The sequence below is a fragment of the Paraburkholderia sp. BCC1885 genome (assembly GCF_900996235.1).
Taxonomy (GTDB): Bacteria; Pseudomonadota; Gammaproteobacteria; order Burkholderiales; family Burkholderiaceae; genus Paraburkholderia.
Map to the genome: position 1 here is coordinate 251513 of NZ_CAAJGM010000241.1, position 14045 is coordinate 265557.

The 14045-nt window shown below is 59.6% G+C and carries 10 protein-coding genes and 2 pseudogenes; 8 read left to right on the forward strand and 4 right to left on the reverse strand.

All coding sequences use genetic code 11. The features are described from left to right. Positions 1–240: 240 nt before the first annotated feature. From FQ755_RS31440 to FQ755_RS31445, 3 genes and pseudogenes are all read left to right on the forward strand, one after another. A pseudogene (locus FQ755_RS31440) lies at positions 241–915 on the forward strand (response regulator); the annotation flags it as partial. Next, positions 882–971, forward strand: a pseudogene (locus FQ755_RS38815) (hypothetical protein); the annotation flags it as partial. The pseudogenes FQ755_RS31440 and FQ755_RS38815, both read left to right, overlap by 34 nt. Beyond that, the gene (locus FQ755_RS31445; RefSeq protein ID WP_260858954.1) at positions 935–2407 is read left to right on the forward strand and encodes a sensor histidine kinase; all 1473 of its coding nucleotides are present in this window, start codon (positions 935–937) and stop codon (positions 2405–2407) included. The pseudogene FQ755_RS38815 and the gene FQ755_RS31445, both read left to right, overlap by 37 nt. Positions 2408–2435: 28 nt before the next feature. Here FQ755_RS31445 and FQ755_RS31450 read toward each other — a convergent pair whose 3' ends face one another. Both FQ755_RS31450 and FQ755_RS31455 read right to left on the reverse strand, forming a co-directional pair. After that, positions 2436–4136, reverse strand: coding sequence for a long-chain fatty acid--CoA ligase (locus FQ755_RS31450; protein WP_144160374.1), 1701 nt, complete (start codon positions 4134–4136; stop codon positions 2436–2438). Between the two features lie 26 nt (positions 4137–4162). Continuing rightward, positions 4163–4936 (reverse strand): SDR family oxidoreductase, encoded by a 774-nt coding sequence (locus tag FQ755_RS31455; RefSeq protein WP_144160377.1) that lies wholly within the window; start codon positions 4934–4936, stop codon positions 4163–4165. 309 nt (positions 4937–5245) lie between these two features. Between FQ755_RS31455 and FQ755_RS31460 the strand changes: the two genes are divergently transcribed. Then, a complete protein-coding gene (locus FQ755_RS31460; RefSeq protein ID WP_144160380.1) occupies positions 5246–6595 on the forward strand; it encodes a leucine-rich repeat-containing protein kinase family protein in 1350 nt (449 codons plus the stop codon). 232 nt (positions 6596–6827) lie between these two features. Here the strand turns inward: FQ755_RS31460 and FQ755_RS31465 are convergent, their stop codons facing one another. Beyond that, entirely contained in the window at positions 6828–7079 is a 252-nt protein-coding gene (locus tag FQ755_RS31465) for a hypothetical protein (protein ID WP_144160383.1), read from the reverse strand. A 325-nt stretch (positions 7080–7404) separates the two neighbouring features. Here FQ755_RS31465 and FQ755_RS31470 point away from each other — a divergent pair, with 325 nt between their 5' ends. The 3 genes from FQ755_RS31470 to FQ755_RS31480 all read left to right on the forward strand — a co-directional run bounded on the left by FQ755_RS31470 (position 7405) and on the right by FQ755_RS31480 (position 11041). Then, positions 7405–9105 (forward strand): acyl-CoA synthetase, encoded by a 1701-nt coding sequence (locus FQ755_RS31470; RefSeq protein WP_144160388.1) that lies wholly within the window; start codon positions 7405–7407, stop codon positions 9103–9105. A gap of 19 nt (positions 9106–9124) precedes the next feature. Then, positions 9125–10201 (forward strand): glycosyltransferase family 9 protein, encoded by a 1077-nt coding sequence (locus FQ755_RS31475; RefSeq protein ID WP_144160391.1) that lies wholly within the window; start codon positions 9125–9127, stop codon positions 10199–10201. A 450-nt stretch (positions 10202–10651) separates the two neighbouring features. Continuing rightward, entirely contained in the window at positions 10652–11041 is a 390-nt protein-coding gene (locus FQ755_RS31480; RefSeq protein ID WP_186308709.1) for a hypothetical protein, read from the forward strand. Between the two features lie 28 nt (positions 11042–11069). On the opposite strand, the gene FQ755_RS31485 is transcribed toward FQ755_RS31480, so the two are convergent. Continuing rightward, positions 11070–12545, reverse strand: coding sequence for an NCS1 family nucleobase:cation symporter-1 (locus FQ755_RS31485; RefSeq protein WP_144160394.1), 1476 nt, complete (start codon positions 12543–12545; stop codon positions 11070–11072). A gap of 962 nt (positions 12546–13507) precedes the next feature. On the opposite strand from FQ755_RS31485, the gene FQ755_RS31490 reads away from it, so the two are divergent. Then, complete coding sequence (locus FQ755_RS31490; protein WP_144160397.1) at positions 13508–13981, forward strand: Lrp/AsnC family transcriptional regulator; 474 nt, start codon at positions 13508–13510, stop codon at positions 13979–13981. Positions 13982–14045: the final 64 nt, after the last annotated feature.

Genomic DNA, 14045 nt, shown 5'->3' on the forward strand with positions numbered 1-14045 from the left:
CCTAAACTTGCAAGCTGCGATACAGGCGAACGTGCAAATGCACGCGCGAACGGCTGAGGCCGGAAAATCGACATGGTATAGTTCTTGAATGAGAATGATTGCCATTAGCGGGCTCCACTCTAGCGGCCCGATGTAATGGCAATGTGTTGAAACAAGGCTGTTTTGTAATGGAATGTGTTGGCGCGAACGCGCGCAAATAGCAGCGTGGCATTGAGCCTGCGCCACCACCCGAACCTGACGATGGACCACATACTCGTTGTCGATGACGACCCCAACATCCGCCAACTGCTGCAGGACTATCTGCGCAGCATGGGCTATGGCGTCACCGCCGTCGAAAGCGGCCTGCAGATGAAGCAGGCTCTCAACACGTCGCAAGTCGATCTCGTCGTGCTGGACCTGATGCTCGAAGGCGAGGACGGTCTGGACATTACGCGTGATCTGCGGCGCACGCATGCGGTGCCGATCATTATTCTGAGCGCGCGCGGCGGCCTGCTCGACCGCATCCTTGGCCTGGAAATGGGCGCTGACGACTATTTGCCCAAGCCCTTCGATCCGCGCGAACTCGTCGCCAAGATCAAGGTGGTGCTAAGGCGCACGCGCAGTGTGCCGGGCGAACGGCTCACCGACTCGTCCGCGTATGTGAGCTTTGCCGGCTGGAAACTCGATACGCGCATGAAGCAGATGCTCTCGCCCGAAGGCGTGATCGTGTCGCTCGGCGGCTCCGACTATCGCGCGCTGCGCACGCTGCTCGATCATCCCAACCGGCCGCTGTCGCGCGAGTTTTTGCTGGACCGCGTCTTCGGCAAGGAACGTACACCGCTCGACCGCTCCATTGATGTTTGCATCAGCCGCCTGCGTCAGCACCTCAAGGACTCGCCGCGCGGCGCCGGATTGATTCGCACCATGCGCAACGAAGGCTATATGCTGGCTGCCGATGTCACGCACGAAGCCTGAGCCGCGCGGCGCGATGAAAGTGCCGGTCTGGTTGCGCCTTTGGCCCAACACGCTGTACGGGCGGCTTGTGCTGATTCTCGTCGTGGGCATGTTCGCGGGGCAGCTTTTCACCAGCACCATCTGGTTCGAAACGCACGACAACCGCACGCTCGAAATACCCGCACGGCTTTTTGCCAGCCGTCTCGCGGACACGGTCCGTCTGCTGCAACACGCGCCGGACGACGCGTCGCGCCGCACGATCGCCAGCGAACTTGCGGATCAACGCTACCGTCTGCAATGGATCGACGCGCCCACCGCGGCACCCGCCGGCTCGCTTGCGCAACGCACGGTCGGCGATCTGATAGCGGGGGTGATCCGTCGGCGTCTCGGCGAACCGGTTGAGATTCGCCTGCTCGACGCGCAGCTGCGTGATGAAGCCGGCCACCACCACGGTATCCTCAGCCTGTTCAATTCACGCATGCCGTCGGGCGATTTTCATTTGCAGCTGATGCTGCCGCAGGGCGAGTGGCTCGACGTGCAGGCCAACGAAGGGCAGGCCGGCATGCTGACCGAACCAGGTCCGCTCGTGCTCGACTATCTGCTGCGGATTTACCTGGTACGACTAACGGCTGTGCTTCTACTGGCGCTGGTAGCCGTGCGCTTTGCCGTAAAGCCGCTAAAAGACCTCGCGAAAGCCGCCGACGCACTGGGCCGCAACATCTACCGGCCGCCGCTGCCGGTAACGGGACCGCTGGAAGTGCGCACCGCCGCGCAGTCGTTCAATTCGATGCAGGAACAACTCACGCGCAGTCTCGCCGAGCGAACGCGCTTTCTAACAGCCGTCTCGCACGATTTGCGCTCGCCGCTCACCCGCCTGCGGCTGCGCATGGAGATGCTGCCGGACAGTGAGGCCCGCGACCGTCTGCGCGGCGATCTCGATGAGATGGAGGCAATGGTGGGCGCCACGCTCGACGCCGTCCAGGGCGTCGAGATTACCGAGCCGCGCCATCCCATCGACATCAATTCGATGCTCGAAGGACTCGCGGAAGATGCGCGTGAAGCGGGTCATGCGGTCAGCGTCGAAGGCGAGGCGGATCGGCCCTTGTCGGGGTATCCGCGCAATCTGAAGCGCTGTTTGCAGAACCTGCTCGATAACGCAATCCGCTATGGCGGTTCGGCCCACGTCAGCGTGCACGACGGGCGCGCCATGCTGCGCATCGTCATTCGCGATCAAGGCCCCGGTATTGCCGACGACGCTTTGCTTGAACGCGTGTTCGAGCCTTACTTCCGCATCGCTGGCTCACGCAACGGTGCAAGCGGCGGCACTGGCCTCGGATTGACAATTGCGCGCAGTGTCGCGGCAGCGCATGGCGGCACGCTCACGCTGCGCAATGGTGCCGTCAAGGGACTGGAAGCGACGCTCGCATTGCCGCGCGATGAACACCCAGCAGAACTGTCATGGCGGATGGGCTAGACACACGCGCGGCGCGTGTCCGCCTGCATCACGCTTTCGCGCGGCCTGTTGCCGCTTCGGCTCGCGCGGCGTCCTCTTCCTGCAGCTTGCGCCACAGTATCTTGCCGCTACCCGACTTGGGTAGCGACGTCACGAACTCGACCAGCCGCGGGGCTTTATACGACGCCATCTGCTCGTGCGCCCACGCGATGATGTCGCTTTCGGTGAGCTTATCCGCGTAACCCGCAGCCGGCACCACGAGGGCTTTCACGGTCTCGCCGCGGCGCTCGTCCTTCACCCCGATCACGCAGACTTCATGAATGCCCGGATGCCGGTACATCAGCGTTTCGACTTCCGCCGGCCAGACCTTGTAGCCCGACGCGTTGATCATGCGCTTGAGGCGGTCGGTCATAAAAAAATAGCCATCCTTATCAATATGGCCTAAGTCACCGGTACGCAAAAAACGCTTGCCGTCGAGTTCGATGAACGCGTCAGCGGTCCCCTTGGGATTGCGCCAGTACCCCTGCATGACCTGCGGCCCGTTCACCACGATCTCGCCAGTTTCGCCTTGCGCCAATTCCTGCAGCGTGGCCGGGTCGATTACACGCGCGTCGAGATCGAAGACCGGAATGCCCAGGCACTGCGGCTTGGGACGATGCGGCGGGTTGATATGCGTCGCCGCGATCGTCTCGGACATGCCGTAGCCCTCCACGTAGTCAAGGCCGGTCAACGTCTTGAGCTTGGCGGCAATCGCGGCGGGCATCGCCGCGCCGCCGCCACGCGTGCCGCTTAGCGACGAAAGATCGTATTCGGCAAGCCTGGGGTTGGACAGAAAATCGACCATCATCGTCGAAATGGACTGCCACGATGTGACGCCGTAACGCTGCATGCATTGCGCGGCGGCATCGCGATCCCAGCGCGGCAATATCACGATTGTCGAGCCCGCGTACAACGGCCCATTCATGCCGCCTTGCATGCCGGTGACGTGAAACAAAGGTAATACCGATAGATGCGTGCTGTCCTGTGATCCTGAGAACCACACGTTGCAGCCCACCAGCGTGCTCATGACGCTTCGATGCGTATGCATGCAACCTTTCGGCTTGCCGGTTGTGCCGGACGTGTATGGCATCACGCAGAGATCGTCCGGGCCGACGGTCAAGGGGCCCGGCGCCAGGTGACGCTCAAGCATCGTGGCCCAGGCAGAGACGCCGGCGCGGTCGATCTGCTTCCTTGGCGCGGCGACAAAATCAGGTGGCGTAATCGGCGACGGGCATTTCAGATAGTCACTGTAAGTCGCGACAATCGCATGCTTCAACCCCTGGTGTGGCGCGTCGCCCAATAACGGCTCGATCTGCTCATAGAGGTCTTGCGGCACGATTGCGGTCGTCGCACCGCTGTCCTCCACGTAGTGACGCACCTCGTCGGTCAGGTTCATCGGATTAACCGGCACGACAACGGCATTCGCTCGCAAGATTCCGTAGTAAGCCAGCACCCATTGCGGACTGTTCTGCATGTAGAGCAGCACTCGGTCACCTGCCTTGACTTCGCATTCCTGCTGCAAAAAACCGGCCAGGCGTTCCGCCTCATCCCTGAACTGCGCGAACGTGACGGCCGTGTCGTAGAAAATGATGAATGGCTTGTCGGCAAAGCGCGTCGCCGCGACCTCCGCGTTATAAAACAGGTTCGTTTTGGGCAAGCTCAGGTGATGCGGCACGCCAACCGGCCAGTGCGCGTGATGAAGCGTGTTCATGGTGTCTCCTGTTCGCGCCTGCGCCGTCACACAATGCTTGAACCGCCGTCTACCGCCAGATACTGGCCCGTGATGTGGCGCGACGCCTCGCTGGCGAGAAACACTACCGATCCCTTCAGGTCATCGTCGCCGCCGAGCCGGTGCAATGGCGAATGCGCAATGATCGTGTCTTCCATCGTGGCCAGCAAACCCGCCGACATCTTCGACGGGAAAAAGCCCGGACAAATCGCATTGACGTTGATATTGTGCCGCCCCCACTCCGAAGCCAACGCCCGCGTGAAGTTAATCGCTGCGGCCTTCGACGTGTTATACGCAATCGTATTCATGCCCGCCGGCGCACCCTTTAAGCCCGCAATCGAGGCGATGTTAACGATCTTGCCCGCGCGGCGTGGAATCATGCTGCGCTTGCCGACTTCACGCGCAAGAAAAAACGGTGCGTTGACGTTCAGATTCATGACTTTGTGCCACGCCTCATCGGGGTAGTCTTCCGCTGGGGCGCCCCACGCGGCGCCCGCGTTATTGACGAGAATGTCGATGTGGCCAAATGCGGCCAGCACGTCGCTCACAAGATCAGGAATCCTCTCTAGTTTTCCAAGATCGCAAGCAACGGTTTGGACTTCGATGCCTTGTTCTTCCAGATGCGCTTTCGCCTCGGCGAGTTCGTCGGCTTTGCGCGCGGTAATCGCCACGCGGCAGCCCATTTCGCCCAGGGCTTCGGCCATTTGTAAACCGAGCCCGCGTGAACCGCCCGTCACCAGCGCTACCTTACCTTCCAGTTGAAACAGGTCTTTCACATGCATCTGGCGTCTCCTTGATGAGGGTCCCGCTTGGCGGTTTGCTCTGTTTTGTTCGACCCATCATACGTGCGAGGATTCGCCATGTAAATAAAAGCATGGTCGTTTCATTCTGAGTAGCCCGCGGCGGATTGCCTGTCATCGGGACTTACCCGACTGACCGCTTTCAGGAGCGCACCGTTCTGGTTGCGCGCTGCGCTGCAACATCGCGTCTCGCATGCATCCCACGTCGCATCGTTAGCGCGGGGCGTTAGCCGGTAGAATCGAGCCCAACGGAATCAACCCGCCGGCATGCATGCCGCTCGCCCCATCACAGTGACTTCCACTCTCGACCAACTATGCGCCGGACAGTTGTCCGGCACCCAGCGTCTCAAGCTAAGCTGCGGACTCGACGAATTTCCACGCGCAATCTTCGATCTGGCGGATACGCTGGAGGTTCTCGATCTCTCCGGAAATGCACTCTCGTCTCTGCCCGACGACTTGCCACGCTTGCGCAAGCTGCGCATTATCTTTGCCTCCGACAACCGGTTCACTGAGCTACCTGATGTGCTCGGCCAGTGCGAGCAGTTGAGCATGGTGGGTTTCAAGGCGAACCGGATCCGCACGGTCTTCGGCAAATCGTTGCCTCGCGCACTGCGTTGGCTGATTCTGACCGACAACGAAGTCGAAGCACTGCCGCCTGAAATCGGTCAGTGCGCGCAACTGCAGAAACTGATGCTGGCAGGCAACCGCCTGCAAACGTTGCCGTCGCAACTGGCTTCCTGCTCACGTCTTGGACTGATCCGGCTCGCAGCAAATCAACTCACAGCGCTTCCCGCATGGTTGCTGACATTGCCGCGACTTTCCTGGCTGGCCTATGCGGGCAATCCATTTACTGCGGATCTGGAAGCCGCTGCGTTGAACGAAACGCCCATTCCGGATATGCATTGGGATTCCCTGGACCTGCATCATCAACTCGGTGAGGGTGCTTCCGGCGTTATCCATCGTGCGGTGCATCGGATTCCTAATGAAGAGATGCGACACGTTGCCGTCAAGCTATTCAAAGGCGACGTCACGAGCGATGGTTTGCCGTACTCCGAGATAGCTGCCTGCATCAACGCCGGCGCCCATCCCAATCTGATTCCGGTGCTCGGCAAGGTGACGCGCCATCCTGCCGACAGCCACGGACTCGTGATGGAGTTGATCGATCCGCAATTCAAAAACCTGGCCGGGCCGCCTAGCTTCGATTCGTGCACGCGCGACGTGTATAGCGACGACACCCGCTTCGATCTCTTATCCGCGTTAGGCATTTCTAAAGGTATCGCATCGGCTGCGTGTCATTTGCATGAGCGAGGCATCATGCATGGCGATCTGTACGCCCACAATATTCTGCATTGCGGACAAGGGCGGGCATTGTTGGGCGATTTCGGTGCGGCCTCGTTCTACGCGACGGATGATCGGACGCGAGCGCCATGGCTTCAGCGCATTGAAGTACGCGCCTTCGGTTGCCTGCTAGAAGAACTAATTGCGCGTTGTGATGGGCTGGGGTCGGCGACGGCCATCCTGGCCGCTATGGCGCAGCTCAAGTCCGTCTGCTTGAGCGGGGCCGTCGCAAGCAGGCCGTCGTTTGCGGAGATTGTCGATACTCTTGCCGCGTTGACGGCGCGTCTGGAAGCAGATTCCTGAACGCAAATTCGCCGCATCGCACAATGGATTTAAGCAAATGCTGGTCAGATTAGACGGATGCGATAGCGCACGGCGGTCTCGTCGGGCGGCGGGCATAGATAAGGGAAAACGACAGGAATTCGATCAGGCCTGATCGCACAAAGACGCAATCAATACGTCACACTAAACAAAAAGCAACGGCCCCGATAAGGGGCCGGATTATGTCTAGCGAATTGTAATGGGTTGAACGAGGTCAGTCGCGAGCAACGAGCTGGTCGTTGATGCGTGCCTCGCCTGTGACGAGACAACTCGACAGGAAGTTCTGGCCTTGCCCGCTGGAAGCGGCTTGGGAGAATCCCTTGTCCATTGCGCTTAGCCGGATCATCTCGGCGCCTCTTTCGCACGACACCGAACCTTCTTCTCCGGCTTGCGCGTGAGTCAGTGCGCGGCCCACGGTCAGGTACGCAAGGAGCATCAGTACAGCAATATTAAATACGCGTCTCATGGTTTGCCTCCTCTGGTAAGAAGACTAGCGCGAACCATGCTCACACGGTGTTAGGGCTTTCCCGATTAGGGGAAGCAAGATGATTTAAGTCAATCAGGACGCCACAATTTACCGAACGCGGGTTTTCCCTTTGTCGAAATGTCGCATTTCTCCGTTGTTGCAGACAGAAATCATGCACCGCAGCAAATGCTCGTTTAGTACAGCAGAGCGCCCGCCCCGCCCTTGACTGCCCTACCTCGCTGAGTTCTACTCAAAGCCAATTTCATCGATTGCTTTGGCAAAGACTGCTGCACGCAGCAGCTTTCATGACGACAAGGAGAAAGCCATGCTTCCCGCAGCGCAGACTTACGAAGCGTTGGCCGCACGCTTTGCATGGCAGATTCCGCAGCGCTATAACATCGGTGTAGATGTATGCGACAAATGGGCCGACGGCTCCGGGCGCCTTGCGTTGATCTACGAACAGCGCGACGGCAGCGCCACGCGATATAGCTTCGACGACCTCAAGGCCCGCTCGAATCAATTCGCCAATGCATTGCGCCGCAGCGGTGTCGTTCAGGGCGACCGGGTGGCCATCTTCCTGCCGCAATCGCCTGAGACCGCCATTGCGCATCTGGCCGCCTATAAAGCCGGCTGCATCGCAGTACCGCTCTTCGCATTGTTCGGCGTCGACGCGATCCAGTACCGCCTCGCGGACAGTGCCTCAGCGGCGCTCGTCACCGACGCGGCAGGCTTGCGCAAACTCGCCGAAATTCGCCATTTGCTACCCGAACTGAAAGCGGTGTATTGCGTCGACGCCGATCAAGCCGCCGCAACCGGCGTGCAGCCCTTCTGGGACGCGCTTAACGCCGAGCCCCAAGCATTCGCTCCGGTGAATACGTCGTCTGACGATCCTGCCGTCATCATCTATACCTCAGGGACCACGGGAAAACCGAAAGGCGCGCTACACGCGCAGCGCGTGCTGCCCGGGCATCTCCCCGGTGTCGAGCTATCGCAGGCGCTGTTTCCGGATCACGCCAAGGTGATCTGGACTCCTGCGGATTGGGCATGGATCGGCGGTCTCTTCGACGTCCTGCTGCCCGCCTGGCATCACGGCATCACCGTACTCGCGCGCCGCTTCGATAAGTTCGACGGCGAGGCCGCTTTCGATCTGATGGCGCGCCATGCCGTCACGCACACGTTCCTGCCGCCTACCGCTCTCAAGATGATGCGCACCGTCACGCATCCCGAGCGCTGGAAGCTGTCGCTACATGCAGTGGCAAGCGGCGGCGAATCGCTCGGCGAGGAACTGATTGCTTGGGGACGTGCCGCGCTCGGCGTGACCATCAACGAGTTCTATGGGCAGACCGAGTGCAACGTCGTGGTGTCGTCGTGTGCATCGCTGTTCGCCCCGCGTATCGGCGCCATTGGCAAAGCGGTACCTGGACACGATGTGGCGATCGTCGACGACGATGGCGCGCCCGTACCGGACGGCACGACGGGCAACATCGCGGTTGCCGGTCCCGACCCGGTGATGTTTCTCGGCTATTGGCGCAATGAGGCCGCTACGCGCGAGAAATTCCGCGGGCGCTATCTGCTGACGGGCGACCTGGGCCAGCGTGACAGCGAAGGCTTCATTCGCTTTGTCGGCCGAAACGACGACGTGATCACGAGCGCCGGGTATCGAATCGGTCCGGCTTCGATCGAGGATTGTCTTTTGCAGCATCCCGCCGTATGCATGGCGGCAGTCGTGGGCGCGCCCGACGCCGAGCGCACGGAGATCGTGTTGGCGTTTGTCGTGCTTAATGCCGGGTTCGTGCCGAACGACGACCTGGTGCGCGAGATTCAGCAGCATGTGAAGACACGTCTTGCCGCACACGAATATCCGCGCGAAATCCGCTTCGTGGACAGTTTGCCCATGACGGCGACCGGCAAGGTGATGCGTAAAGAACTGCGCGCCAGTCTCGCGCCGGGCAAGCCGACTGCGACGTTGGCCTTAAACGGGCATAATCCTCGTGCCGTAGCGCGCCCGCCCCGCGCGCCTCGATAAAGCCAACGGAACACTCGAATTGCAAAGTCTACGTGCAAACGAAGCGCTCACCCATCCAGGATCGCTGCTTGCCCCGGACGGTCGCGTCATCGCGCCGTTCGATCTGGAGCAGCGCGATGCGGAGATCGGAGAGCACGTAGCACTCGCCAGCCAGCCAGACATTCTCAACGCGGCGGCGCAACCGTTCGAACTGGATTACTCCAATCTCAACGTCGCGCACGTGATCAACGGCATGGGCGTCACGCTCGGCGATTCGATCGTCGGCCTGAGTGCGCTCGCCGCAATCAGGCACGTGTATCCGCAGATGCGTTTCGTGGTCTACCGCCCCGAGCTTGCGCCGCCATACGTCGAACAACTCTATGCTCTCGCCGCGGGCAAAGTGGCGCAGACGCGATCGTTGCCGTGGCCACTCGCCAGTATTCCTGCGGATGAGACGCGCATCGACTTGGGCAACCATCTATTTTGGCCCGGCTTCATGTCGTTGCCGATGATCGATTTTTTTCTTGGTGCACTCGGTGTGCGGGCTGAGCGTATCGCGTCCTCACATAAAGCCAACCGCTGGCTGCAGGCTCTCGAGTTGCCACATTTGCCCGAAGCCTGGCGGAACCAGCCTTACGTGTTGTTTTGCCCTGCGGCAAGCACGCCAATCCGCAGCATCCCGCATCGGGTGCACGCTACCTTGGTAGAGCGTTTGTCCGAGCGCTTTGACCTACCTGTGCTCGGCTTTGGCCCCGTGGATCATCCACGCTACATTGACGTTGCAAGTGCTTCCGCCAACACGGCGCACTTTCTCGCGTGGGTGAAACACGCGCGCTACGTGCTGACCTCAGATACCGCGGCCGTGCATATCGCTGCCGGCTTCGATATCCCCAGCACCGCGTTTTTCACCACGGTCGCGCCGGAGTTGCGGGTGCGCGACTATCCGCGGTGCCTGCCTGTCACGCTGAATCTTCCTGAGTTGCGCAATGTACAGGCTAGCGATCGGCAGCAGGACATGCTGCGCCTAAACGCGGCATACGACACCGCCTTGAAGGCGGAATTGCCGTTCTCGCCGCGACGCGCAACGCTGGCCTCCACCGCGCTAAACCAGCCATAAAGAGAGTAGGCACGCGCAATGCTGGATAGCAGTCGTACTGCAACCATCATTCAGAGGAGAACTCTCATGCCTTATCTTCTTGGCTGGCTACTTGGCGTGCCGTTGATCGTCCTCGTCATTCTGTATCTGATCTTCCATTGACGTCACGTCTTAAGCGCTTAAGCTCCCGGCGATAAGGCGTCCGCTCGTAAGCGGACGGCATCCTGTGCCTTATCGGAACGCCTATCTTGGCATTGGCCGTTGCGCATCCATGAGATTCATGGACGAGCAACGGCCAAGGTTCGTTCGGACGCGTGGGTCCAATTTCAGCAAGCGTCTTGATTGTGCTTTTCAGCCTCGTACAATGTGATCCGGCAGCGCAGTTACCCGACAACACTGGCCGCTGACGTAACGCCTCGCACGGCACCCGGAAATGGACAGCGTTCGAGGCGTGTATTAAGGAGCGCATTCATGGCAAATACCGAGTACTTGCTATCGCATCAGGACCTCGTCAAGGCCGTGATCATTCATCAGAACATTCACGAAGGGTTCTGGCGCCTCAACATCAATTTCAATGTCGCTGCCATGCATGGCAAAGACGTGCCGGACCCCAGCCTTGCCGTGACGATTCAGGGCATCGGCATCATGCAGGCGGATTCCACGGACGAGATGGCGGTGGACGCGGCACGCGCCAATCCGGAGAAGACGGTATCCGCAGCCAGCGAGGCGCCGCGCGCGCCAGCCGGCATGCAATTTTGCCGCGACGTGTATCGCAACATCGAGGTGCGTCTCGATGACGCCGCGCGCCCGGTTAGTGCCTCAACCGCCGTCGACCTGCGAGCGCGGCAGCAGCATAAATAAACATGCTGGGCGGCGTTCCGCTCGCACGTCATATGCGCCTTGCCGCCCGCATCATCGCGACATACAGCACAGCGCCAACTATTGCGCCGATTAGCCAGCCGAAGTTGTTGTCCGGCAAAACGTGCAACAGTTGCGTGCAAAGCTCCCAGCCGACCGAGATGATTCCGGCAATCACGAGCGCGGAAATGCCTACCTTGTTCCAGCCGCCGTCGTAATAGAAACGCCCGTTCGGCGCCATGCTGTACAGCTCGGCCGTCTCTATCTGTTGCTTCTTGATGAGATAAAAATCCGCCATCATCACGCCATATAGCGGCGCGAGCACGGAGCCGAATACGCTGACGAAGATCGTAATCGCCTTGGGGCTGTCTACGAAAATCCACGGACACACCAGCACCGCGAGGATGGAGGCCACAAGGCCGCCCTTCTTGAAGTCGATATGCTTGGGAAACAGGTTCGCAATGTCGTAGGCGGGCGAGACGAAATTAGCAACAATGTTGATGCCCATGGTCGCCACGATAAACGTCAGGCTGCCGATCACCACGGCCGCCTTGTTCTGGATATGCGCGACGACTGCCACCGGGTCCATGATCATCGAGCCGAATACCGTCGCACTACCCGACGTCACGACCACGGTGATGATGGCGAAGACGATGAAATTGACCGGCAACCCAAGGAAATTACCCACTTTCATTTGCCGCTCGCTTTTGGCGAAGCGCGAGAAATCGCCGAAGTTGAGCAGCAGCGCGGCGAAGTAGCTCACCACCAGCAGCATGGCGTTGCCCATGCTGGCAAATTGTTCGGCGCCGGATAGAACCTTGCCGCCGAGTGTGAGGCTAAGACTGCCCAAGCCCGCCTGCGAAAGAATCCACGCCATCAGCGCGAACATCACGACATACACGGCCGGACCGCAAAAGTCGATGAACTTGCGGATCGTCTCCATGCCGCGCTGGAAAATGAATAACTGGAACGCCCACATAAATAGAAAGCTGATCCAGCCGAGGCCATCGAGCCGCAGGAAACTGAAATCATGCAGTGCTGTGGCCGCAGGAAAAAACAGAATGACAAGCGTGGCCACCGCTTTTGACGCGAAGTAGGTCTGCACGCCATACCAGACAATGCCAACCACTCCACGAATCACGGCTGCGAGATTCGCCCCCATCACGCCCATGCTGACGCGGGCCATGACCGGAAACGGAATGCCGTGCACGTAACTAGGTTTCCCGACCAGATTCATCAACAAATAAACAATCAGGATACCTACAGTTAGCGCGATCAGTACCTGCCAGCCCGAAATGCCCAGCAAAAACAGACTCGCCGCAAACGTGTAACCGCCAACGCTATGCACATCCGACATCCACATGGCGAAGATGCAATACCCGGTCCATGTTCGGCGGTTAAGCGGGACTGGCGCGAGATCGTGGTTATACAGACGTTCGTCGGTCGGTGCGATGTGCCCACCCGCATCGAGTGGGGCGCCGCTATCAATGAGCGGTGAGGTCGACATGTCTCCCCCTTGTGCTTGACTGAGGATTGGTCCCGACGCCGTTCCCTGTCGGGTAGTGGATGGACCGCGGGCCGCGCTGCCGGCCGCATTGCCACTGCAACAATGCAGATGGTTCCACGACAAAAAAGATCGCGCCGAAATAATCGAGCGGTGGTAATGGAGGTAAAGCGCAAACCTTGGGATAGGCGACGAACGAATTGATAATGCTTAGGCCTGCTGCTAAAAACCGACCGCCCAAAGGGATGACGAACGAGGACATGCATGCGGGCATTGCAAGCGCTCGTCCGTCTCCGCAATGTTTTTCGTTTTAAATAAGTACAACAAACGAATTAACTGACTGCTCTCTCAGGTCTAACAGCACATGCTCGTAGCGGGGCGCAGCGCGCTGACTTCGGGTGCTCGCGTATCGAATCAGTTCGGAGATGCGGTCCGCGCGCCGAAGAAATGATCTTAATTCGGCGCAACGCAAATGATCAATATGTGGGAAATATTTATAAGATAAGTGCCGGCAGATGATTCCCGCGTGAAGCGACCTCGCAATTTGCGTTTGGCCGAAGCGGGTAGAGCGTTTGAATGGTGCGCGAGGCGAAGGCGGAACCGCCGATTGACAAGGCACTGCCAGGGTAAACAGATGCGATGCGTCGGGTCCGGTCAGATTACGGACCAGGAAAATGCATCCATGCCCGGCGGGCACAACATCCTGTGCGGGTGAACCCAGGAGATTGCCCGCCACGCCGTCTACGGTAGGGGTCGGCGTGGTACCAGGTGGCAGCTTTTGGCTACGCCGGTTGAAGCGGAAGAATCATCCGTCCAACCGGAAGCTCGTCCCGGGCATGAAAGCACCCTCAAAATATACCGGTAACGCCAGTGGACGGGCTTCTTAAATGATCGCCTCAAACCACTCCGCAAGGGACGATATTCCGATAAAATCAGATTTAGCTAAACATTATTCCACTTTCGACGTGACAACCCGAAACCGCCCTCTGGACACGCAGGATCGCAAGATCATGCGGGAGCTGCAAAAGAACGCGCGCCTTTCAAACGCGGAACTCGCAGACCTGGTCGGCATGTCGACCACTGCGTGCTGGAATCGAACGCGTCAGCTCGAAACCGAAGGCTACATTCGCGGCTACGTGGCGTTGCTCGATCAGCAGAAACTGGGCTTTGCCGATGTGGTCCTCCTCGAGGTGACGCTGGACCGTCACGACGAAGACGCGCTGGCGCGCTTCGGTGCCGAACTGGCGACCCTGTCCGAAGTGCTCGAGGCGTATCTGGTGTCCGGCGAATACGACTATCTGGTAAAGGTCGCGGTAGACGGCACGGCGGGCTACGAGCGATTTTTGCGCGAGAAGCTGTATCGGATCTCCGGCATTCGCCACAGCCGCTCGATGTTCGCGCTGCGCTGCATGAAAAATATTGCGTCGGTGCAAATCTAGGCATGCCCGTTCAGGTCGGGCCGGCCTAAGGTCGCGGCGCGGCGGTTTCAGCGCGTCGGTTGTG